Origin of the sequence: Rossellomorea sp. NPDC077527, from assembly GCF_044542955.1 — a bacterium.
Taxonomy (GTDB): domain Bacteria; phylum Bacillota; class Bacilli; order Bacillales; family Bacillaceae_B; genus Rossellomorea; species Rossellomorea aquimaris_E.
Map to the genome: position 1 here is coordinate 837189 of NZ_JBITVL010000003.1, position 22937 is coordinate 860125.

Here is a 22937-nt window from a genome sequence, read left to right on the forward strand (position 1 = left end):
GGTTCGTCATGTACTCTTATCCATACTATCGTACCACTAACACGAATGGCACCATAACTGTCAGCGGGGAGCACACACTTTATGTCGATCCGGATCAAGCCGTCGTCTCGATCGGTATTGTCACGAATGATCAAAATCTTGAAACCGCACAGAGTCAGAATCAGCAACTTTCGAGTAAAGTCGTTCAGTCCCTGCTAAACAATGGTGTCGCAAAAGAAGACATCCAGACGTCCAATTATCAAGTGTTTCCTCAATACAATTACGAGGATGGTAAACAAACGTTCAAAGGATATGAAGTCCGACAGGTATTCAGGGTGACCATCAAAACCATCGAACAAGTCGGAGAAATCATCGATGATGCAATAAAAAGCGGAGCCAATCGAGTAGAAAACATTCAATTCGTCCAGTCGGAACCGATAGAATCCTACCGACAGGCTCTCGCTTTAGCCTACCAGGAGGCATACCAAAAAGCACTCACATTATCAAGCCAGTCAAATCAACAGCTCAATCCTAAGCCAAAGTCCATTACGGAACAATCCCGACCCGTGGCCGCGCCCTATATGAACACCGCCTATCTAAAGGCAGCTGACGAAAGTACAGCCGTCCAGCCCGGCCAGATTGCCGTCACCGCCATCATTACAGTGGAATTCAGGACTCATTAAAAAAACTGCCAAAGTAGATTCCTACTGAGGCAGTTTTTTTGAGGGACGGACCTTTTGATGAAGGGGTCCTCAATAGTGCTAGTTGAATGGTTTGATCATGGCTAGATCTAGATCCCTACCCTTCATGTGGAGAAGCGGGATAGAACGATTTGCGTCGTTTATTACATAATTGCGTCATTTTAAAATTTTTTGCGTCATTTCACATGTTTTTGCGTCATTTTCTAAAGTAATTGCGTCAAATCCCATGAATAACCAAAATAACCCAACAGTCGCTCAAAAAGATCCGATCCTCTACCGGCCTCTCTTCAAATCCCCATCAACCACATAACGAGCCACTTGATCGGCAGAGATGGCGACTTCATCATCACTCAACATCCGAACTCCATGCTCGACATAAGCAGGCAGAAATCTCATCCCAGTAAGATTAGCCGTTGCCTGCAATGGCTTCAATAGTTCACTCATGGAATAATGATTGAAGCCTCCAGATCGGTATGCCCCACCTGGTCCTCCTGTTGAGGTGACAACCAAGAATTCCTTGCCATGCAACTTCGTCCCTTCTGAACCGTACGCCCAGCCGTATGCCAGCACTTGATCCTGCCATTCTTTTAAGATGGCTGGGGTGCTGTACCAGAAGAACGGAAATTGGAATACGATGCGGTCATGTTCTAACAACAAACTTTGTTCTTTTTCAACGTCAATTCTCATATCAGGATATTCTTTATATAGATGATGGACAGTGACGTCCTCTTCCTTCTCAAGTCTCCCTGCCCAGGCTTTATTCATTCTGGATTCTTCAATATTTGGATGTCCAACCAACACTAATGTTTTCATATTGCCTACCTCCTTATTTGCATATACAAATAATAGCACAGTTTCATTTGCATATACAAATATTATCGTAAAAATTTTTATTTTTTTATTTTCCAATATGAAAACTTCTTGGTTAGCTACGAATTAATCATTTACCTCAAGCCCTATTCACCCAAAAACTTTGATTTTCTCCCGCAAGCTTCCATTGCAGATAATACAGCTCCTTTAAACTGATGTTTCTCCAGTGCCGCCACTGCTTCAATTGTTGCTCCGCCTGGTGAACAAACGGCATCCTTCAGTTCTCCGGGATGAGTGCCGGTTTCAAGTACCATTTTCGCGGCTCCAAGTACAGCCTGTGCTGCCAGCTGATAAGCCTGTTTTCTAGGAATTCCCTGGAGGACGGCTCCATCAGCAAGTGCCTCGATGAACATAAACACGTATGCAGGGGATGAACCACTTACGGCAGGTATGGCATCCATCAAGCTTTCGTCCAGCCTTTCCGCCTTTCCAAAGCTATCAAGGATTGCCTGAACGTCTTCAAGATCCGCATCGGTTACTACCTCGTTCACACAATAGGCCGTCATTCCTTCTCCAACAAGAGATGGAGTATTCGGCATGGTCCGTACGATTTTGGCTTCAGGGGAAATCTGTTCTTCCATCCATTTAATCGTAATCCCTGCAGCAATCGTAATGATGATGGCATCCTCTTTCAGGGAACCTTTGATTTCTTCGATCAGTTCTCTGTATTGATCTGGTTTCACCGCCAGGAATACGATATCTGAAAAAGCAGCTACACTCTGGTTATCTTTTGTCGTTTTCACTCCGAATTGTTCTTCAACCTCTGCGACGGTGGCTTCTGTACGGGCACTCGCTCGGACGGATTGCCCATCCACTAGCCCGGACTTCAATATCCCTCCCATGATGGCACGTGCCATATTTCCGCATCCAATAAATCCAATGGTTTTATCCATTTCTTTCACCTCACGTATGTATGTATGTAAACAGTCTTTAGCATCATACCAAATTTTCAGCCTTAAAGAAATGTTTCCCCCTCCTAAAAAAAAGACTTAAAGGCCTGCACCTTTAAGTCTTTCATCATTCCACCAGCTTCCCACAGTGTGGACAGAGGGATTTGATATAATCCTTTGGAACTTTCTTATGACAATGATAGCAGGTTTTCACATACACCGGATTCTTAAACAAGTCGTCTGACATGCCGTAACCACTTTTGAAGGTCGACTTCATCAGTCTGACTAATAACCCGATGATGACTCCGGTAATCAGTAAAGCCCAGATCATCTTGCCCGGACTACATCAATGATTTTCCCATAATCCAGTTCGACGATCGGTTCATCCTTATGTAGTCTCTCCCTTATCTGAGACAACAAAGACTCTTCTCCTTCTGACATATTCGTCAGATCCCATTTCTTATGGAAAACTGTGTACAGAGTCAGGTCCCTCAGAAGCAGAAAATGGGGAATGCGCTTGACCCATTCATCCTGGATTTCACATTCCGTCCTGTATCCTTGTAGAAACGCAATGAGGAATCTTTCTCCGAACTCACTTCGGTTTTCGAGCGTGTCATTTCGAAACTTCCACCATACCGAATAATACAGCGGGATGGCCACATCACTTATAAAAAAGAATTCTGTACTATCATCAAAGTCAAACACATGTAGATCACCTTCATGATAGAAGAAATTTCCCGGATGGATATCCGAATGAATGAGACCAAACGTGTCTTGCGTCTCAACGAATCCCCTGATTCTTTCTTTATTTCGATGACCTTTTCCAATAATATCCTTGTCTTCTTTTAACGATAAATATTTCTCGTAATCAAGCACATCATCCTGATCCCAGCGATTCCGTCTATTCTCATTCTGATTGTATCCTTTTGTAACCCTATGCATATGCCCTGTAAGTTTTCCCCATTTGTAAAAAAGTTGTTCATCAAATAATGGGTCATTGATCTTCACAGGACCTCCTGGAGCTTTATCAAATAAACAAACAAAAAAGGATGTTTCACCTGTATTGAAGACTTCTACTAGATTTCCTTTGTCCGAATCATTCACTAGGGAGACATGCACACCATTTTTATGTAAATAATTGATCCATTTCAGCTCTGCCTCCACTTCTTCTTTGGAGCGATGGGAACTGTGGGTCAGACGGAGGATATAAGGAACCCCTCCCTTATGCACTTCAAATACATAATTTTCGAAATCACCAAGCTTCTTTGCACTTGTCGCGTCACAGCTGAAACGCGACGCGGCATCTCTTAACAAATCCTCTGTAAATAGCTCTTCAATCCATTTTTCCATCTTGGATTCTCCTACTCTGACATGTTATTGTTTTGATTCCTGAGAAGCGCCACCCGGTAAGGGAATAGTTCTGCCGTCATGATCCCTTCCTTCACAGCGGGATCGTCTTCCATCATGATCATTGCCTGCTTCTCATCATCTGCTTCGAATACCACGATTCCAAAGGCATTTTCTTCTTCATTCAACGTTCTTCCCGCAAGGATCACCTGACCGGATTCGGTCATCTCCTTCAGTCTAATAAAATGACGTTGAACGATCCCTTCATCCTCGACGGTCCAGCTTCCCTCCTGATGCAAGCGGGGAATCAGCTTTAACACATAAATGTATTCCATTTCCTACACTCCCTTCCCCCATACATATACGACTTTGGTAATAGAGAATCCTTTTTCCACAGACAGAAAAAGCCATTGAGAATACCTCAACAGCTTTCAGATCCTATATTAGTGTTCTTTCATCCACCTGTTCATCGTCTGAATGATTTCATCCTGTTGCTCCCAGACAGGAATACTTGCTTTCCGGTCTCCTTTCTGAGGACCGTAGACACCGAATCCAGCATGATTCCCCCCTTTAATTTGATGAAAGGTCGCAGTGGACGGCAATAATGCTTTACTTTCTTCAATATCTTCCCCGGTGGTAAGACCATCTTTTTCCGCATAGATACTGAGCATAGGCAGGTTACCCTCGGAAAAGTCCGACGATTTCGCTGGATATGAAGCAAGGAAGATCACCCCGTTTACATCACTTTGATGTTCATAGGCATACGAAGCTGCTGCCACACCGCCTAAAGAGTGACCAGACACATACCAATCAAGCGATTCATCAAAGTCGTCCATGATTTGTTCAGATTCATTTATCCCCAAAAATGCGATATGAAAGGGCATCTTAGGAATGACGACGGTATATCCCTTTTCGGATAAAGACTTCCCGATGTATCCATATGCCTCTACTTCAACCTTTGCCCCTGGATAAAGGATCAGACCTTTTCCGTTCGGATCCTCACTGTTAAATATCAGCCAATCATTTTTTTCTTCAATCAATGGATCCTTATCTATTTTGACTTTTGTCAACAATTCTTCTGTCGCAGAATAAGTTTGCTCCGACCAAATATAAAAACCGAGAAAACCAACTAAGACAACTGCAAGAATCACAATCCCTATCCACTTCAGCACTTTTTTCAATGCTTTCACCCCTTTACACACTACGTTATGATGTTTTCTGACATACACTCATACAAAAAGTGACCAATCAACACTTGACCACGAATCTTATCATACACTCTTGCCTTCTTTCATTCATGTTTATTCTAGTATAAAATGCTATTTAAACGATGAATACATACGGAAGGAGCATTTAATGTGGATAACGTGGCAAAGAAAGCCGCCGGCGAAAAGGCAGCTGAATATATACAAGACGGCATGACCATCGGATTAGGATCTGGATCGACCGTTTATTGGACAATTCAAAAAATAGGGGAGCTTGTATCCCAAGGGTTACAAATCAAGGCCATCCCCTCTTCGACGGAAACAGAGCGACTGGCAAATGAAGCCGGCATTCCATTGACCACCTTCTCCGAAGTAAAAGAGTTGGATCTCTCAATCGATGGTGCAGATGAAGTCGATCCAGCGTTCCAATTAATCAAAGGTGGGGGCGGTGCATTGGTAAGAGAGAAGTTCGTTGATGCATTTACTAAGAAATTCATAGTCGTAGTGGATGAGTCTAAAAAAGTTCCTAAGCTCGGTGCCTTTCCCCTTCCTGTCGAAGTGATCCCCTTTGGATGGGAAATGACTTTCCGATCACTGGCTGATTTAGGATGCACGCCGGTTCTAAGAAAGAAAGATAACGATATTTTCCTTTCTGATAACGGGAACTATATCATAGATTGCCACTTCTCGAAAATTGAGCATCCGTCCACCCTGCACCATCATTTGAAACAATTATTAGGTGTTGTGGAGACGGGCCTCTTCATTGATATGGCAGACGTAGTGATTGTAGGAAAAGAAAATGGAGTGGATATCCTCGAAGCAAGGGAATAATCCAAATAAAAACCAGTCAACATGACTGGTTTTTATTGATTGGTTTTTTTAAATGTTAAGTCTTTCTCAACCATTAAATATTGTAAAGCTGTCCGAAACGTCAAAAAGGTTTTGATTCCATTAAGTTCTGTTATACCGGAATTGATCATCACTTGAGTAAGGGATGGTGTGAAACCTACAAAGAGGGTTTCGATTCCCATCAACCCGATCGCCTTGGCCATGTTATCGATATAGGAGCCAAAGACTTCGATTTCACCAATTTCCTTCTCTGAAATCGCTGAAAAATCGACAATGATCGTGTTAATATCTTCTCCATATGAAGCGTTCAAGATCTTTGAAATGATCATTTCAAAGCGTTCCGGGCTGAGCCTTCCCGTGATAGGAATCAAAATGGTCTCAGGTACGATGGACGGAATGATAGGTGCTGAAATGTCCATGATCAGCTGCTCAGATTGAGTGAGCTGTTCTTTCAAGTCCTGGATTTCCTGCTTTAGTTGCTGAATGATTTGACTTTCATCTGTCATAATGAACCTCGCCGTTAATTAAAATAGTTTTGTGTGTAACTACCTCTATTTTAGCACTTTGTATATCAAACTGACTAATAAATTCGTATGTAACCAAATAAATAGAAGACAGTGAAAAACCAGCCTCTTCGGCTGGTTTTTCTCACGCGAATGCCTTTTCCTGCTCCTTGTGAAAGAAACTCTTCATGGCATGGAATACATCGGCTTTTTGTTTAAGGATGTAGTAACGGAAATCGTCGTTTTTAATATTTTTATAGGCAGACATCAACGTGGAGTGACGATTATACTGATTCACTTCACCATAACCAAACATGCTGGATACTTTCATTAATTCTTCTACAAGCTTCACACAACGCACATTATCAGATGTCAGATTATCCCCATCCGAGAAATGGAATGGGTAAATGTTGTAGCGGCTTGGAGGATATTTACCATCAATCAGCTCCAGTGCTTTACGATAAGCTGATGAACAAATGGTTCCCCCGCTTTCCCCTTTCGAGAAGAAGTGCTCTTCTGATACCACTTTAGCTTCCGTATGATGAGCAATAAATTCAATTTCTACGGTTTCATATTTCGTACGCAAGAATCGGGTCATCCAGAAGAAAAAGCTTCTTGCCATATATTTCTCCCAAACACCCATACTGCCACTTGTATCCATCATCGCTAATACAACGGCTTTAGATTCTGGCTTCAACACTTCATTCCACGTTCTGAATTTCAAATCTTCCGTGAAGATCGGATGAAAGCTTGGCGCTCCTTTCATCGCATTTCTCTTAAAGGCAGACATCATCGTCTTCTTCTTATCTATATTCCCCATTAGACCTGTTTTACGGATATCGTTAAACTCAATGTGCTCGACAGTTTGGACATCCTGTTCTTTCTTCTTCAGGTTCGGAAGTTCCAATTGACTGAATAACGCTTCTTCAATCTCAAGCATCGATACTTCAGCTTCATAATAATCTTCACCGGCTTTATCTCCGGCCCCTTGACCTTTTCCAGGACCCTGCTGCTGTGGTGAACCATCCCTTGCAATGACATCCCCGACCTGACTTTCACCGTCTCCCTGCCCGACATGTTTATTCTTATCATAATTATACCGAATTTTATACTCATCTAACGAACGAATCGGGATTTTGACGACGTCGCGACCATTGGACATGACAATGTTTTCTTCCGTGATCAAGTCTGGTAAATTGTTGCGGATGGCATCCTGTACTTTCTCTTGATGTCTCTGTTGATCATCGTGACCTTTGCGGTGGAGGGCCCAATCTTCCTTGGAAACGACAAACTGATGATTATCCATTTGACTCAAATTATTCCCCTCCTTAAAATTTTTTCACATTTTTTCAATTTCCTGCATACACTATGTTGACTGTCTTATCTGCACGTATCCCATGAGGTGAAACGGGGATTACTCTATCCTATGCAGAAGTATTAATAAATTTACAAATAATTTCGACAATTAACGGTTCTTTTATGATTGGACAAGCCTATTTTTCAAAGGGGTTGTCCTTGGGTCCTTCTTTGTCTATATAAAGCATCCTTTAACCAAAAAAATAACCAGGCAATATCACCTGATTAAGCTTCTTCTTCATATTGAGCTGGATCTGACACTCGATTGTGCAACTTCAGTTCGCCACTGGAACGTAACTTCTCCATCTGCTTCCCTAACTTAATGACTTCCTCCATATTGGAGGCCATGCTTCCGTTAAGAGGTTCCGCATCTACCCGAGGTTTAGGTTCGAAAGACATCTTATCAACCCACCTTCATTTGTTAAAGGGCCCAGCTCTCTATCTATAGATTATTATATTCAGACTTTTCCGTCAACTATTCCTTATCCTGCTTTTTATATTGGACGGGATCGGGCTGCTTTCTGTCTTCTTTCAGTTCTTCATTTGTTCTGAGCTTGTCCATTTGCTTCCCCAACTGCTTCATCTCTTCCATGTCATGTGCCATGGAGCCATTCTCCGGTTCATAATCCTTATCCAATTCGTGTTTACTTTTACTCATATCTCTTCACCTCTTTGACTACTACTTTTCCCTTTCGCTGAAAAAATTAAACTATGATAAAAGCTCTTTTCACAAAGATTGTTGCTATTCATTCACAGAATAAGGTTTGCAATTGCTCTGTCATTTAGGGTGTGTCGGAGAGTGAAGGGACATCAGTTAAGAAAGAGAATTAGTACTATTAACTATAATTGGTTACTGCAACTGTAGGAAAAAGATATTGTGTAAGTAATCTTGTAATTCACGCTATTATAGTGAAACACTTTCGTTTCGAAAATTGATTTGAGCAGAAATCACCCGTTACTCGCTACATCCCAAAGTAACAATGTGTACAACAAAAGATCCATGACAAAAAAATCTGGAGGCATCCGCTGCCTCCAGATTTCATTTTGGTTTTATTAACGATTTAATAAGCTTCCCACATAGCGCAGCAATTCATTGGCAGATGTCGAGTTATAACCATGTTCATCAATGAGACGGGCGACCACCTCATTCACTTTCTTCAACTGCTGTTCATCCGGTGTCTTGGAAGAAGTCGTGATCTTTACAACGTCTTTCAAGTCAGCAAATAATTTCTTCTGGATTGCTTCACGCAGACGGTCATGTGAATTGTAATCGAATCGCTTCCCTTTACGGGCATAGGCAGAGATACGGATCAGTATTTCTTCACGGAATGCTTTCTTCGCATTTTCAGAAATGCCGATCTGTTCCTCGATTGAACGCATCAGCTTTTCATCCGGATTAATCTCTTCACCCGTTAATGGGTCATGAAGCTTTGCTTTATTACAGTACGCCTCAACATTATCAAGATAGTTATCCATAAGCGTTTTCGCAGACTCTTCATATGAATACACGAATGCTTTTTGCACTTCTTTCTTGGCAATATCATCATACTCTTTACGTGCTAGAGATATAAAGTTCAAATACTTATCGCGAAGTTCATTCGTAATCGAAGGATGCTGATCCAGTCCTTCTTTCAGCGCGCGGAGTACATCCAACGCATTGATGGTCGGCACCTCTTTGCGGATGATCGTAGATGAGATACGGTTGATCACATAACGCGGATCGATTCCGCTCATGCCTTCATCCTGGTATTCCTTCTTCATTTCATCCACGTCTGCAGAGTTGAAGCCTTCCACGTTTTCCCCATCGTACAGGCGCATCTTCTTAATCAGATCAATATCACCGCGTTTCGGTTCCTTCAACCTGGTCAGGATCGTGAACATCGCTGCGACCCTTAACGTATGAGGAGCCACATGAACGTTTGAGACATCACTTTCATTGATCATCTTTTCATATATTTTCTCTTCCTGGGTCACCTTCAGGTTATAAGGAACCGGCATGACAATGATACGTGAATGCAGGGCCTCATTCTTTTTATTTGAAATGAAGGATCGGTACTCCGTTTCATTCGTATGAGCCACAATCAGCTCATCGGCTGAAATCAGGGCAAATCGGCCAGCCTTGAAGTTTCCTTCCTGAGTAAGAGATAATAAGTGCCATAAGAACTTTTCATCACATTTCAGCATTTCCTGGAATTCCATCAAACCGCGGTTTGCTTTATTTAATTCCCCGTCAAATCGGTACGCACGCGGATCTGATTCAGACCCGAATTCAGCAATCGTCGAGAAGTCAATGCTTCCCGTTAAATCGGCAATATCCTGTGACTTTGGATCGGAAGGACTAAACGTACCGATTCCAACACGTTTATCTTCTGAGAAGAAGACTCTTTCCACTTGGACATCTTCAATGCGTCCCTGATATTCTTTCTCCAACCGCATCGTATTCAGTGGAGAGAGATTTCCTTCAATGCGAATACCGTATTCTTCATAAAAATCTTCACGTAAATGCTGAGGGATCAAATGCAGCGGGTCTTCATGCATCGGGCAGCCTTTAATGGAGAAGACTCCTCCTCTTTCAGTCCGTGAATACTGCTCAAGTCCCCGTTTTAACATGGAAACGAGAGTCGACTTCCCTCCACTGACAGGACCCATCAAAAGCAAAATCCTCTTTCTCACGTCTAATCGTTTCGCAGCAGGATGGAAGTATTCTTCAACGAGTCTTTCCAGCGCCTCTTCTAAGCCAAATAATTGATTGCTGAAGAATTTATACTTCCGTTTCCCCTCGACCTCCTCGACCCCGGCATCCTTAATCATATTAAAGACTCTTGAATGAGCAGACTGCCCGATCCAAGGCTTCTCTTTCAGCAGGTCTAAATACTGAGCAAACGTCCCTTCCCATTTCAGTTTCTCTTCTTCTTCTCGGTAATGTTCGATTTTTTTTAAAATATCCATAAGGACCTCCCCCTGTCGCTTAATGAGAGACGATTAATATACTCTATGCGCTTGTTCACCCGAACATGTTAAGAAGATATATTAATTATAGACAAAGGGTCCATATCGGCTATAACAGGGGGGAGCTAAAACATACTCTACCCTCAAACTTTCACAAAACAGCAAAAAAAATCCAACTTTCGTTCACATCAAATTAAAAATAGGCTATACTAAAGACAGACTGTGGAATAAGTAAACTGGGAGGTTTGTAAGACATGGGTACTGTAATCATCGTAGGTGTATCTCTAACGTTCTTAGTAGCGATTTTCACTGCTGGATATAATGATAAACCAGGTTCAAACTAAAGCGTAGGCGGCTCGTTCAGAGGCGACAAGCATAAGATAACCCAACCGGAAAGGCGCCCTTTGCCTTTTTGGTTGGGTTATCTTATGACCTCGAGCCTCTAGCCGCCGGAGCTGGATGATACTAAAGCGCAGGCGGCTCGTTCAGAGGCGACAACTAAAAGCGAAAAAGAACTGCCCCCCCAATAAGGTCAGTTCTTTTTTTGGTTCAAATAAGCTTATCTTTTATTAAACCCTTTCTTCTCCACAAACTCCTTCATATACATCCGTTTTTTACCCGACAGCATCTTCGCCATCTGCTCAGTCCACCGATCTGACCGTTTCCCTGCTGTACGTGCATGATAATAAGCAGAAATGGTTTCGTCATAGTGGTCGAGTCCCTCCTTCATGGATTTCTCATCGCTTTGGTAGGAATCTTCATGATAGATGGATTCCATCGGCAGCCTTGGCTTTACATCAGAATTTCCTTCAGGGAAACCGACTGCAAGCCCGAATAAAGGAATGACTCGATCAGGAAGCCCCAGCAATTCACTTACTGTTTCCAGATCATTTCGGATTCCACCGATATAACAAATGCCCATTCCCATGGATTCAGCGGCAATGGACGCATTTTGAGCAGCCAGTGAAGCGTCTATCATCGCCACCATGAATTTCTCTGTGCTTTCTAATGAAGGAATGACATCTGCCTTTTCCCATTCACCTATCTTCTCGTGGCGGTACAAATCGGCGCAGAACACAAAGAAATGTCCATTTTCTTCTACATATGATTGTGGACCTGCGAGCTCTGCAAGCTTCTTCTTTTTAACAGGATCCTTCACCCCGATGATGGTGTATGCCTGAATATAACTGGACGTACTCGCAGCCTGGGCACTCGAGACAATGGTCCGGATTTGTTCCTCGGTTAATGGCTCATTCTTAAATTGACGAATGGATCGATGCTTAAGAATCGTTTCGATGGTTTCGTTCATTATGTATTCTCTCCCTTCACATTCCTTCCCTTAGTATAAGCTAAATAAAAAAAGGAATGAAAATCATTTGATTTTCATTCCATCTTTTTATAATAGTCCCGGATAATTCCTTTGCCTCAATGCTTCGTATATGAGAATCGCCGCCGTGTTGGAAAGGTTCAATGAACGGACATTTTCATTCATCGGAATGCGGAGGGCACGGTCCAGATTGTTCTGGATGATCTCATCTGGAAGCCCGGATGTTTCCCGTCCAAAAATAAAGAAATAATCTTTGTCTTCTACACTGTAATCAAAATTCGTGTGAGGGATCTTTCCGTATTTGGTTAAATAAAAGAATTCCCCGCCATCGTTTTTCTCGAAGAACTCTTCTAATGAATCATAGTAAACAATGTTTACAAACTGCCAATAATCAAGTCCTGCACGCTTTAACATTTTATCATCCGTCGAGAATCCCAGTGGACGGATCAGGTGCAGAGTCGTATCCGTTGCTGCACACGTTCTTGCAATATTCCCTGTATTAGCAGGGATTTCCGGTTGATATAATACAACATGTACTCCCATGTAATGTCACCTCATTCATAAAACTCTAAGTGACATTATACCATTTCTTCCTCATAGAACAATACTTAGCCGTCATCTACTATCGTAAAAAACCGATATTTCATATTAGGCGTATAAGCTGTGGAGTCTTCATATTTCCAATATCTCATACGGCTATTGAAGGTATGGGCATTCACGAGGGGTTCCCCTGCTGCGTCCTTTCCAGTGACGATCGTTGTATGATCAAAACGTCCATCCCCTTCAAAGTCGTAGCAAATCACATCCCCGAGCTTCAAATCATTGGGATCATCCACTAGAATGCCGCGAAGGCCGACCGTCGAATTCGGAATATACCACCTTAAGGAATTTGCGACAGTCCAGCTATAGCTCCAGCTTTGATTCCTCATCCACCACCCTTTCCCTTTAGTCGGATACCCTCGCATAGGTGCATCGCCTGCATGAAGGCATTGTGAAATATAATTCGTACAATCATTTTCAAACTTCTTGTATGCGGGATTGTAGCTGTTCCACCACCGTTCGGCATATTGAACGGCGCTGAGTCGATCATACCTGTACGACACCCTGTCCTCTTCTTCATGGGGGCCATCGTCTTCTCCCTCCACGCTCTCGTCCCTTTGGATCCGGATTTCTCCATCTTCATAAATTTTATCTTTAAAAAAGACCGCACTCCGATTCTCTACTTCCTCTTCCAGATAGAGCAATGCTCCCTGCTTAATAAGATATTTATAATGAACATCATATAAAATGCTTTGAACCCCATCTCTTTGATGTGTGATACGCTGAACTCTTCCTGTTGCATCCACCTTCACAATGTCTGCGTGTCGCTGCCTGCACGATTCTTTCTTCCTTCTCACTTTGTCACTCTGGTAATCTGACTGGCTGCGAGACGTGTATTCATCAATGACATGATGGACTTTTTCCATTAACAGCTTTCTGATCATCGCCTTCCCTCCTCACTAATTGTTATGCTCCCGGTTCTATATTCAAAACAAAAAAGGATGAACTCCATTCATTAAGAGTTCATCCTTTATAACTAGTGTGTGAGTAAATCAAGACCCTTTTGGATTTCAGCTATGACTTCTTCATCTGTTTCCACCGCTTCGCGTTTCAACAGAGCTTCTTCCGCTTTTTCCCCACCGATTTTACCGAGTGCCCAGGCGGATGTCCCCCTTATGACAGGACGCACATCCTTTTCCATAACCTGAATAAGGTCATTTACAGCAGTTTCATCTTTAAAATGGGCAAGGGCAATGATAGCGTTTCGCTGTATGGGCTTCTTCCCTCTCCAGGATCCTGATACATGGCCGTACGTTTCTTTAAACTCACGATTACTGATCGTTAATAGCGGTTTTAATAGCGGCTTCGCGATATCCGGATCCGGCTCCATTTCTTCATGCAGATGAAAGTCTATCCCCTTATTTTCAGGGCATACGGTTTGACAGGTGTCACAACCATACAAGCGATTTCCCAGCTTCACCCGGTACTCATCCGCAAGGAAACCCTTTGTTTGAGTCAAGAAAGCGATACATTTCTGAGAATCCAGCTGTCCGCCCTCAATCAGCGCCCCGGTCGGGCAGACATCCACGCATTTATTACATGTCCCGCACTGGTCCTCCATCGGTGTGTCCGAGGCAAAAGGAAGATTGGTCACCATTTCCCCTAAATACACATACGACCCGAATTCAGGCGTGATGATGGAACAGTTCTTGCCGCTCCATCCTATGCCCGCACGCTCTGCTACGGCCCGATCCACAAGCTCACCCGTATCCACCATGGATTTAAAGCGGGCCTCCGGTACTCTCGAGGCGATATACTCCTCAAGCTTCGACAGTCGATCCCTCAATACATGGTGATAATCCGTCCCCCATGAAGCCCGGCAGAAAATCCCTCTTCTCTCTCCCCGTTTACTTAGAGGAGCGTTCTTCATCTTGGAAGGATAGGCGAGTGCAATGGCGATGATCGATTTCGGCTTATCAAAGATCAAGGAGGGGTCCACCCGCTTTTCAATATCCTTTTCCTCAAACCCTGATTGATACCCGAGCAATTCCTGGCGTAAAAGCCTATTCTTCATTTCCGAAAACGCCCCTGCTGTCGTAAATCCAATCTTATCAATTCCAATTTCCTTACTGTACGTAATGATATCCTGCTTTAATAAATCAATGTCCATTTCGCCTGCCTCCTTCCTGATTTTTCAAAGCTTCTAAATCCGTTCACATGAAATAGCAATGTGTATTATGATAAACTATTTTAAAACAAATGTGGAGGGCAAATAAGTGGAAATCACAATTGATTCATCCATAACTAATAAAATACCCGAATTTAAAGTGGGATTCATCCAATATCATCACATAGAAGTTGGTCCATCCCCTCAAATGCTGAAAGGAAGACTGCAGCTATTCCAAGAGTCCATCTTCTTTGATCTTCATGATAAAAACGTAACAGAAATTGAAGGCATTTCCGCTTGGAGGGATATTTTCAGAAAAACAGGCAAAGATCCGAATCGCTACCGCCATTCAGCCGAGGCACTTTTCCGCCGGGTTAAAAAACAAAACTACCTGACTACCATCAACTCCGCCATTGATCTCAATAACTTCTTCTCCCTGCAATACGAAGTGCCCATCGGCATCTACGACAAAGAGCGACTATCGGGAGACCAGTTACGATTGAAAGTCGGTGAATCCGGCCAAACATACACGGGACTCAACGGACGGGAAAATTCATTGGAAAACCTCATCGTCGCCTGTGACGGGGACGGACCTTTCGGCAGTCCCTTCGTCGACTCTGAACGTGCACCTGTCGGAGAGGAAACAAAGAATGCTGTCCAGATCATTTTTCTAAATCCATCCCTTTCAATAGAAGAAAGTGAGAAACTCACCAAATCATTGATGGATATGTTTATCAGTATTCATGGTGGGGAAGGATCGTTTGAAGTTGTTGGTGGATAGTGTAGAGCAGAACCTCTGATGACAGGGGTTCTGCTTTTTGACTTCCCTTAACAAATTGCATAAGATTCTCCCTTTTCATACATAAAACCTACATTACCATCCGCAGACGGAGGTTCAATTGATCGACTTTTACCAGAGACGGAATGAATCCAGCCGAAAGGGTCCTTAATCCGGCGGTATTTGCAAATAATCCAGCGGAAAACGAAACTCCCTCAATTAATAAAGAGAGCCCCCACAACGGGACCCTCATCTTCAAACCCTATACCCACCACATATCCGATGGCTGCTCCTCAATCAAAATGGACTTCAAATTCTTCACCGCACGTCCAAAGCCTTCTTCAATCGACATGATCGGATCCTCATGCTCGATGCTTACCACATAATCGTATCCGAATGTGCGAAGGGCACTCATCATATCTGACCATTCTTGTAAGCTGTGTCCACATCCGACTGAACGGAAGGACCACGCCCTTGACTGGATGCTGCCGTATGGCTGCATATCAGTCAGACCATACATGTTGACGTTGTCCTGGTCGATATACGTATCCTTTGCATGAAAATGATGGATTGCATTTTCTTTTCCAAGAATCTTAATTGCGGCAACCGGATCGATTCCCTGCCACCACAGGTGACTTGGATCAAGATTTGCACCGATTGCGTCACACGTTTCTTCACGGAGTTTCAATAACGTATATGGTGTGTGGACAAGGAAACCTCCGTGCAGTTCGAGTCCGATTTTCACGTTATTGGATTCTGCAAGCTTTCCAATCTCTTTCCAATAAGGAATCAATTTTTCTTCCCATTGCCACTTAAGAATATCTCCATATTCATTCGGCCATGGGGATACCGGCCAGTTCGGGTGCTTAGCCCCTTCATGGTCCCCGGCTGTTCCTGAGAAACAGTTCACGACAGGTACATTCATCAACCCCGCCAGTTTGATCGTTTTCTGAAGCGCCGCATGTGATTCTTCTGCAAAGGCAACATCAGGGGAGATCGGATTTCCGTGACAGCTGAAAGCACTGATTTCTAGACCTCTTGACGTCACTTTCTCTAAGTATTCATTTCTCTTTTCTTCGCTTTCCAAAAGGGCATCCAGGTCACAGTGAGCATTCCCCGGATATCCTCCTGTTCCGATTTCCACAGCGTGAAGTCCCGCTTCTTTTACGTAATCGAGCATTTCTTCCAAATTCTTTTGTGAGAATAATACGGTAAATACACCAAGTTTCATTTACGCTTCCTCCTATTTCAATCTGATGCTTTGTCCGGTTTCACTGCTTTTATAAATGGCATCGATGATTTCGGATACCTGCATGGCTTCTTTTGGTTTTACAATCAGCTCCTCTAATCCAAGACAGCTGTTGATAAAGTTTTGGGCCTGAGGGAGACTTGGATCATCCTCTCCCGGTACCCAATCTGCTTCACTATTCAGGAGCATGCCGTGTTTCATCTGGTTCATTTGAAACGGGAATAAATCGATTCCACCTGTTTCCCCTGAGATGCTCATGCTTTCTTCATCGCTCTTCACGTTTGCAGACCAAGACGTTTCAAAGAGCATGGATGCGCCATTATCGAACTTAATATATGCGGTCACATGGTCATCCACTTCAAAACTCTCTTTATCAAAGTCTCCCCACTGATTCACTTGGTCTGGCATTCTACTAAGTTTGTTATACGTTGTACCCGTAACTTCGACAGGCTCAGGGTTTCCTAGAAGCCATAGGGAAAGATCGAGGAAGTGACAGCCATAGTCAATCAAGCTACCCCCACCTTGAAGTTCCTTGTTGGTGAATACTCCCCATCCGGGGACTTTACGACGGCGGATCGCCCTTGCCCTTGCGACGATGGGCTCACCGATTTCATTCTCTATGATGACACGCTTTGCAGCTCGTGAATCCTTCATAAAACGATAATGATACGCAATGGCAAGAACCTTGCCCGATTCCTCTGCCGCTTCAATCATCCTTTCACATTCTTCAGGAGTCATCGCCATCGGCTTTTCACAAAATACATGAAGACCTGCACGGAGGGCCGCAATCGTGATCTCTGCATGAAATTTATTCGGTGTGCAGATCGTCACGGCATCCACCAGTCCGAACATGTCCCGATAATCGCTGAACACATTCGGGATATTAAATGTTTCTCCCACGGTTTGAGCCGTGAGAGGGTTGATGTCACTGATCGCTTCAATCGAAACAGAATCTGATAGTTTGATAAAAGTAGGGATGTGGCGCGTCTGGGCTATGCCTCCTACGCCGATCACTCCCATCCTGAGTTTGGTCATGGCTGTCTTCACCTCTATAGCTTTACAATTCGTTTTGTTTCACTTGATTCCAGTGCTGATAAAACCACTTCCAGCGATTTCTTCCCTTCTTCTCCTGTTACAGGAGGCTCTGCGTCATGAAGAATGCTTTCAACAAATTGATCGATCACCCGTGAACTCGTCTGTCCACCCTCGTCATTTGTTTGAATGCCGCCAAGCTCATACTTCACGATTTCTCCAGTTGCATATTGAACAATAAGGGAGTTTACCGGATCATCTTCTAATCGGAGAATCGCTTTCTCTCCATAAATGATTGTCGAGTTATCTTCTTTTGACACATAGGACCAGCTTGCTGCGAGGGTTCCGATCGTTCCGCTTTCCGTTTTCAATACGCAGACAGCTGTATCATCTACATCAGCGTTTTCCTTTGCACTTGTCTCAACGAAGGCACCGACTTCTGCAAATTCTTCTCCTAAGATGTAACGAAGTAGATCGGTTTTGTGAACACCAAGGTCACCCATGGCCCCTATAAATGCCTCATCCTTTTTAAAGAACCAGCTATCCTTCCCATCAGCACTCCAGCCTTCGGGTCCACCGTGTCCGAAGGCAGAACGGAAGCTGTAGATTTTACCCACTTCCCCGCTTTCGATAAGCTGCTTTGCTTTTTGGTGAGAAGGAACAAAGCGCTGATTGTGAGCGATCATCAGTTTCTTGCCGTTTTTATCAGCGGCATCGATCATGCTTTGAGCTTCTTCCCTTGATGTGGCCATCGGCTTTTCACATAATACATGCTTCCCTGCATTCAACGCATCGATGGAAATCGGTGCATGGAGGTAGTTTGGTGTACAGACACTCACAGCGTCGACTTCAGCATTAGCCAGCAATTCTTTATAATTGGTATACGCCTTCGCACCTACAACATCCGCGATTTTCCATGCACGCTCCTCGACGATGTCACAAACGGCTACCACTTCTACGTTTTCATTGTTCGCATACTCAGGAAGATGACGGTGTTTTGCGATGCTTCCGCATCCGATTACTCCGATTTTTAATGTATTCATGATTTTTTCCTCCTCTATTTAGACCCTTTGATTTCTTCAAGCGGCTGTGCATTTCCGTATACAGGTCTTGCATGATCGACAGGGGATGCCCATTTCACTGCATTGACGATGACCTTTTGAACATTTTCATTATAATAAGTCGGGTACGTTTCATGTCCAGGACGGAAGTAGAATACTTTTCCGTTTCCACGCTGATACGTACACCCGCTTCTGAACACCTCTCCCCCTTCAAACCAACTCACCATTACAAGCTGATCAGGAGCAGGGATATCAAAATGCTCGCCATACATTTCTTCTTTTTCAAGCTCGAAGTACTCCCCTAAACCAGCAGTGATCGGATGACTCGGATCCACGATCCAGATGCGCTCCTTCTCATCGGCTTCACGCCACTTCAAATCACAGGATGTGCCCATCAATGTTTTGAAGATTTTCGAGAAATGACCTGAATGAAGGACAATCAACCCCATTCCGTCAAGCACACGCTGCTTCACCCGTTCAACGACTTCATCCTTTACTTCATCATGGGCGATATGACCCCACCATACCAATACATCCGTGCTCTCCAGTACTTCTTCTGTCAGGCCGTGATCTCCCTCATCCAGTGTAGCGGTCTTCACATTGTAAGACGCTTCTCCAAGGAAAGATGCAATGGCACCATGAATTCCTTCAGGATACACTTCCCTAACTTTCGGATTCTTCTGTTCATGTCGATTTTCATTCCATACCGTAACGTTAATCATGGTAAAACCTCCGAGTTTATATTTGGGCATGCCTGTATTCATTTGGCGTGACTCCAGCGTGTTTCTTAAATACTTTACTGAAATACTTCTCATTCCCATAACCTACACCGTAAGCCACTTCATATATTTTCAAATAAGGGTTTTCAAGGAGCTTCTTTGCCTTTTCCATCCGGATATTCGTGATGTAGTCGGTGATGGTTGCTCCATAGTCCTGTTTAAACTTACGGGAAATGTATTCCCTGCTTAGGTAGAACCTGTCAGCGATGTCTTGAAGATTAATATCTTCCTGATAATGCTGCTGCAGATATGCAGCAATATGCTGCATATTATTTTTTTCCTTCTGATATTTTGCCTGTGTGAGCGTCTGAATCAGATCGATGAATTCTTTGGACTTTTCATCTTTATATTTCCTGTAAGAAAATGAACCGTCTTCATTCCAATAGTCACTGCCGAGGTAGAATGGTTCTTTGCGCCTGGTTTCGTATTCTTCCAGCCAATTATTCCGTAGTTGTTTAAATTGATCATCCCACACTTGAAGCTGTTCGATTGAGAGCGTGTGTTTCCTTTCAAGGAGAGAGAAGACCTCATTCAATTGCGATTGAACGTGTTCCTCGCTCCCAGATCGAATCGCCCATTTCAACTCATTGGAGTGATCCAATAAATGGAGAAGGGGACCTTGCTTCACATCTTTATGGGTTACAATCTTCTTTTGCTCTATCAAGGTGCTCTTCGAATACACTTCCAGTGCAGATTGGTAGGCTGCATTCACCTTCTTCGACTTTTCACCGAGGGCGATGACCGCCAGTACCTTACTATATTGATAGATTAACGAGTAGATTTCTTCCAGCAAATACGTCACATTTTTATCATTCCAGAAGAGAACGACAAGCTCCTCTTCTTTGTTGCTATTACGGAAGCACACCCCATCATTCTGCTTCCGCAGGAGCTCATTGCAAATATTGATGAGGGTGAAGAAGGCAAGGTCACGATCCCCTTGAAACGACTTCATCACAATCGGCTTGATAGGCAGCAGAGCCACTGTCTTCTGCAGATTTGGCAATGAAACGCCAAACTCTTTTTCTACCTTTTCCACCATCTCTCCCGTCATGCTTTCATTCGCACATAAACTGGAGAAAATCCGATCCCAGTAAATGGGCTTCACCTCATTCATGACACGATTCTCTTCGACTTGGGATTTTCTTGAACGCGCCTGCTCATTCCATTCCTTCACTGCTTTATCAAGGGTTTCATTGAGTACATCCGGCTCAATCGGCTTTAGGATGTAATCAAAGCTCTTGTATTGGATCGCATTTCTCATATATTCAAAATCATCATATCCGCTTACAACGATGGTTTTACTTGTAAGATCAGAAGTATGCAGCCATTTTAACAGGGTGATTCCATCCCGCTTCGGCATCCTCATGTCCGTAAAAATGATTTCCGGCCTGTGCTTTGTGATCAATTCGATGGCTTCGTCTCCGTCTTCTGCCTCCAGGATGGTGGTGATGCCATGCTTATCCCACTCCGCTAATAAAAGTAATCCTTCGCGTACATGCTTTTCGTCGTCAATGATGATGGCTTTCATTTGCTTCACCTTCCATTCGTATTGGCAGCCTCATGGTGACCATAAAGCCCCCCTCTTCATGGTTATTAAAGAGCAGGGTTGCCTGATGGTCAAAGTATAGCTTTAACCTCACATACACATTCTTCAGGCCGATATTGGTTTCTTCGCCGGTATTATTCCAGGCATCTGCTTTGAAATGTTCCTCGATCTCCCGGAGCCTGCTTTCCGTCACGCCCACTCCATTATCACGGACGACTACAACCAGGTTTTCCCCTTCCTGATAGCAGGTTAGATCGATTCGACCAATTCCATCGCGGATATCAAACCCGTGCTTAAAGTAATTCTCGATAAGGGGTTGAAGGATCATCTTCGGCACCAGCACTTCCTTCACTTCCTCTTCGACGTCTACACGGTATTCCAGGTTTTCGCCAAACCTCTCTTTCTGCAAAAGCAGATAGGCGTTTGTATAATTTATCTCCTTACTCAGAGGAACTACATCCTCCTCCATATTCATCCCATATCTCATGATCTTGGATAAGTGAGTAATCAAGGAATAGATTTGTGGAACCTTGTTCTTTAACGCAATCGTCCCGATCGACTGTAGGGCATTATAAAGAAAATGAGGGTTGATCTGCGATTGCAGGACCTTTAATTGATTGGTTTTGTTTTCGAGTTCGAGCTTATATTCACGATTGATCAAATGGTTGATCCGTTCGATCATCTGCTGAAACCGATTGCCTAGAATTCCGATTTCATCAAATCCGAATGATTCAGCCTCCACCTTCATATTCCCTTTTTCCACCTCCTGAATATTCGCAAGGAGGATCCGGATCGGAGAGGTGATCTTAAATGAAACAAACAGAGTCGCAAGCACCACAAGGGTCAACCCAAGGACACCAAACAAAATATTGATCTTCGCGACACTAAAAGCACTTTCATAAAGGTTTGCATAGGATACCCGTTTCACGAGTAACCAGCCGCCGGCTGAAGCAGGCAATTGATCGTACATCATCACCCCGCTGAACGAATCTTCCTCCCACTCAAGCGTTCCTGAAACATCTTTCGAATCAAGGATCTTCTTAATCCACTTCTGGTTGTTTCCATCATCCGATACGTCACGGTCAGAGCTGTAAATCATTTCCCCTTCTGAAGAAAGAAGATAAAATTCCTCTGATTCAGGATTGTACAGATTCCGGCTCAAATCGATGATTTTATCAGGTGCAATGTCCAGAGAAATATACGCAAGCACTTCATCTCCCGGAACGTTTCGGAACGCGCGGTGAATCGTGATGATTTCCTTGGAACGGTTGATGTTTTCCTCTTCCTGGCTGTATGCTGGTTCAATGTACATATTATAGGGGCTGCGCTCTGCTCTTCTGAAGTATTCCCACTGTGAATCTTTTATTCTATTGGAAAATACAACAGTGGAACGCTTGGTTGCCGAAATGACCCGGTCACCGTCAGCAAAAGAAATACGCACCCCGTTGATCGTATCCCCTGTGTAGAGAATCGTTTGCACAATGTTCTTCACGATTCCGATTGTTAAGTAATTATTCTCTTTACTTGGCGATCTCATGAAATTAATGAAATCTGGATTATTATAGAGGGACAGGGATAACCCATTGAGTTCGTTGATATAGCTCTCAAGATTCACCTTTCCCTGATAGAGCAGATTACTGCTCTCCTTCACTACCTGCTCCTCTATCGAATCCTTCGTATACAAATATGTAATAATGATCGAACTGCCAAACGGCACAATCGTCGTAATCATCAACAGCACAATCAGCTTATTCCGAATGCTTGTCTTTAACATGAGGGACGGACCTCCCAAGTCTCACTTATACCCTA

The 22937-nt window shown here is 43.5% G+C and carries 24 protein-coding genes; 3 read left to right on the forward strand and 21 right to left on the reverse strand.

Features of this window, described 5'->3' with window-relative positions:
- The first annotated feature begins 8 nt into the window (after nucleotides 1-8).
- Nucleotides 9-662 (forward strand): SIMPL domain-containing protein, encoded by a 654-nt coding sequence (locus ACIGG7_RS14120; RefSeq protein WP_397550024.1) that lies wholly within the window; start codon nucleotides 9-11, stop codon nucleotides 660-662.
- Nucleotides 663-953: 291 nt separating this feature from the next.
- Here the strand turns inward: ACIGG7_RS14120 and ACIGG7_RS14125 are convergent, their stop codons facing one another.
- The 6 genes from ACIGG7_RS14125 to ACIGG7_RS14150 all read right to left on the reverse strand — a co-directional run bounded on the left by ACIGG7_RS14125 (nucleotide 954) and on the right by ACIGG7_RS14150 (nucleotide 4959).
- Nucleotides 954-1493: an NAD(P)H-dependent oxidoreductase gene (locus ACIGG7_RS14125; protein WP_397550025.1), complete on the reverse strand. Its 540-nt coding sequence runs from the start codon at nucleotides 1491-1493 to the stop codon at nucleotides 954-956.
- Nucleotides 1494-1636: 143 nt separating this feature from the next.
- Complete coding sequence (gene proC / locus ACIGG7_RS14130; RefSeq protein WP_397550026.1) at nucleotides 1637-2443, reverse strand: pyrroline-5-carboxylate reductase; 807 nt, start codon at nucleotides 2441-2443, stop codon at nucleotides 1637-1639.
- Nucleotides 2444-2567: 124 nt separating this feature from the next.
- Nucleotides 2568-2771, reverse strand: a complete 204-nt coding sequence (locus ACIGG7_RS14135) for a hypothetical protein (RefSeq protein WP_397550027.1) — start codon at nucleotides 2769-2771, stop codon at nucleotides 2568-2570.
- Nucleotides 2768-3790 (reverse strand): phosphotransferase enzyme family protein, encoded by a 1023-nt coding sequence (locus ACIGG7_RS14140; protein ID WP_397550028.1) that lies wholly within the window; start codon nucleotides 3788-3790, stop codon nucleotides 2768-2770. Before ACIGG7_RS14140 ends, ACIGG7_RS14135 begins: the two co-directional genes overlap by 4 nt.
- 11 nt (nucleotides 3791-3801) lie before the next feature.
- Nucleotides 3802-4122 (reverse strand): YciI family protein, encoded by a 321-nt coding sequence (locus ACIGG7_RS14145; RefSeq protein WP_224941770.1) that lies wholly within the window; start codon nucleotides 4120-4122, stop codon nucleotides 3802-3804.
- Between the two features lie 108 nt (nucleotides 4123-4230).
- On the reverse strand, nucleotides 4231-4959 hold the full coding sequence (locus ACIGG7_RS14150; protein ID WP_397550054.1) for an alpha/beta hydrolase: 729 nt from the start codon (nucleotides 4957-4959) through the stop codon (nucleotides 4231-4233).
- A 186-nt stretch (nucleotides 4960-5145) separates the two neighbouring features.
- Between ACIGG7_RS14150 and rpiA the strand changes: the two genes are divergently transcribed.
- The gene (gene rpiA / locus ACIGG7_RS14155; protein WP_397550029.1) at nucleotides 5146-5823 is read left to right on the forward strand and encodes a ribose-5-phosphate isomerase RpiA; all 678 of its coding nucleotides are present in this window, start codon (nucleotides 5146-5148) and stop codon (nucleotides 5821-5823) included.
- 32 nt (nucleotides 5824-5855) lie between these two features.
- Here rpiA and ACIGG7_RS14160 read toward each other — a convergent pair whose 3' ends face one another.
- The 9 genes from ACIGG7_RS14160 to queG form a co-directional block, all read right to left on the reverse strand.
- Entirely contained in the window at nucleotides 5856-6347 is a 492-nt protein-coding gene (locus ACIGG7_RS14160; RefSeq protein WP_224941772.1) for an STAS domain-containing protein, read from the reverse strand.
- Nucleotides 6348-6489: 142 nt separating this feature from the next.
- Nucleotides 6490-7650, reverse strand: coding sequence for a sporulation protein YhbH (gene yhbH / locus ACIGG7_RS14165; protein WP_397550055.1), 1161 nt, complete (start codon nucleotides 7648-7650; stop codon nucleotides 6490-6492).
- 275 nt (nucleotides 7651-7925) lie between these two features.
- Nucleotides 7926-8099, reverse strand: coding sequence for a hypothetical protein (locus ACIGG7_RS14170; protein WP_224941774.1), 174 nt, complete (start codon nucleotides 8097-8099; stop codon nucleotides 7926-7928).
- Nucleotides 8100-8175: 76 nt separating this feature from the next.
- Complete coding sequence (locus tag ACIGG7_RS14175; protein WP_224941775.1) at nucleotides 8176-8358, reverse strand: hypothetical protein; 183 nt, start codon at nucleotides 8356-8358, stop codon at nucleotides 8176-8178.
- Between the two features lie 395 nt (nucleotides 8359-8753).
- Nucleotides 8754-10649, reverse strand: a complete 1896-nt coding sequence (locus ACIGG7_RS14180; protein WP_224941776.1) for a PrkA family serine protein kinase — start codon at nucleotides 10647-10649, stop codon at nucleotides 8754-8756.
- Between the two features lie 559 nt (nucleotides 10650-11208).
- Nucleotides 11209-11958, reverse strand: a complete 750-nt coding sequence (nfsA, locus tag ACIGG7_RS14185) for an oxygen-insensitive NADPH nitroreductase (protein ID WP_397550030.1) — start codon at nucleotides 11956-11958, stop codon at nucleotides 11209-11211.
- An 87-nt stretch (nucleotides 11959-12045) separates the two neighbouring features.
- Complete coding sequence (gene trmL / locus ACIGG7_RS14190; RefSeq protein WP_224941778.1) at nucleotides 12046-12519, reverse strand: tRNA (uridine(34)/cytosine(34)/5-carboxymethylaminomethyluridine(34)-2'-O)-methyltransferase TrmL; 474 nt, start codon at nucleotides 12517-12519, stop codon at nucleotides 12046-12048.
- Nucleotides 12520-12584: 65 nt separating this feature from the next.
- On the reverse strand, nucleotides 12585-13460 hold the full coding sequence (locus ACIGG7_RS14195; RefSeq protein ID WP_397550031.1) for an amidase domain-containing protein: 876 nt from the start codon (nucleotides 13458-13460) through the stop codon (nucleotides 12585-12587).
- Nucleotides 13461-13552: 92 nt separating this feature from the next.
- Nucleotides 13553-14686, reverse strand: a complete 1134-nt coding sequence (queG, locus tag ACIGG7_RS14200; RefSeq protein ID WP_397550032.1) for a tRNA epoxyqueuosine(34) reductase QueG — start codon at nucleotides 14684-14686, stop codon at nucleotides 13553-13555.
- Nucleotides 14687-14792: 106 nt separating this feature from the next.
- Here queG and ACIGG7_RS14205 point away from each other — a divergent pair, with 106 nt between their 5' ends.
- The gene (locus ACIGG7_RS14205) at nucleotides 14793-15464 is read left to right on the forward strand and encodes a B3/B4 domain-containing protein (RefSeq protein ID WP_397550033.1); all 672 of its coding nucleotides are present in this window, start codon (nucleotides 14793-14795) and stop codon (nucleotides 15462-15464) included.
- Nucleotides 15465-15723: 259 nt separating this feature from the next.
- Here the strand turns inward: ACIGG7_RS14205 and ACIGG7_RS14210 are convergent, their stop codons facing one another.
- Genes ACIGG7_RS14210 through ACIGG7_RS14235 form a run of 6 tightly spaced genes read right to left on the reverse strand, consistent with a single transcriptional unit; the run spans nucleotide 15724 to nucleotide 22902 of the window.
- The gene (locus ACIGG7_RS14210; RefSeq protein ID WP_397550034.1) at nucleotides 15724-16692 is read right to left on the reverse strand and encodes a sugar phosphate isomerase/epimerase family protein; all 969 of its coding nucleotides are present in this window, start codon (nucleotides 16690-16692) and stop codon (nucleotides 15724-15726) included.
- Nucleotides 16693-16704: 12 nt separating this feature from the next.
- Nucleotides 16705-17745 (reverse strand): Gfo/Idh/MocA family protein, encoded by a 1041-nt coding sequence (locus ACIGG7_RS14215; protein ID WP_397550035.1) that lies wholly within the window; start codon nucleotides 17743-17745, stop codon nucleotides 16705-16707.
- Between the two features lie 14 nt (nucleotides 17746-17759).
- Entirely contained in the window at nucleotides 17760-18785 is a 1026-nt protein-coding gene (locus ACIGG7_RS14220; RefSeq protein ID WP_397550036.1) for a Gfo/Idh/MocA family protein, read from the reverse strand.
- A gap of 14 nt (nucleotides 18786-18799) precedes the next feature.
- Nucleotides 18800-19525, reverse strand: a complete 726-nt coding sequence (locus tag ACIGG7_RS14225; protein ID WP_397550037.1) for a ThuA domain-containing protein — start codon at nucleotides 19523-19525, stop codon at nucleotides 18800-18802.
- A gap of 16 nt (nucleotides 19526-19541) precedes the next feature.
- Nucleotides 19542-21110, reverse strand: coding sequence for a response regulator transcription factor (locus ACIGG7_RS14230; RefSeq protein WP_397550038.1), 1569 nt, complete (start codon nucleotides 21108-21110; stop codon nucleotides 19542-19544).
- Nucleotides 21091-22902, reverse strand: a complete 1812-nt coding sequence (locus tag ACIGG7_RS14235) for a cache domain-containing sensor histidine kinase (RefSeq protein ID WP_397550039.1) — start codon at nucleotides 22900-22902, stop codon at nucleotides 21091-21093. The genes ACIGG7_RS14230 and ACIGG7_RS14235 overlap by 20 nt, the downstream gene beginning before the upstream one ends.
- Between the last annotated feature and the right edge of the window lie 35 nt (nucleotides 22903-22937).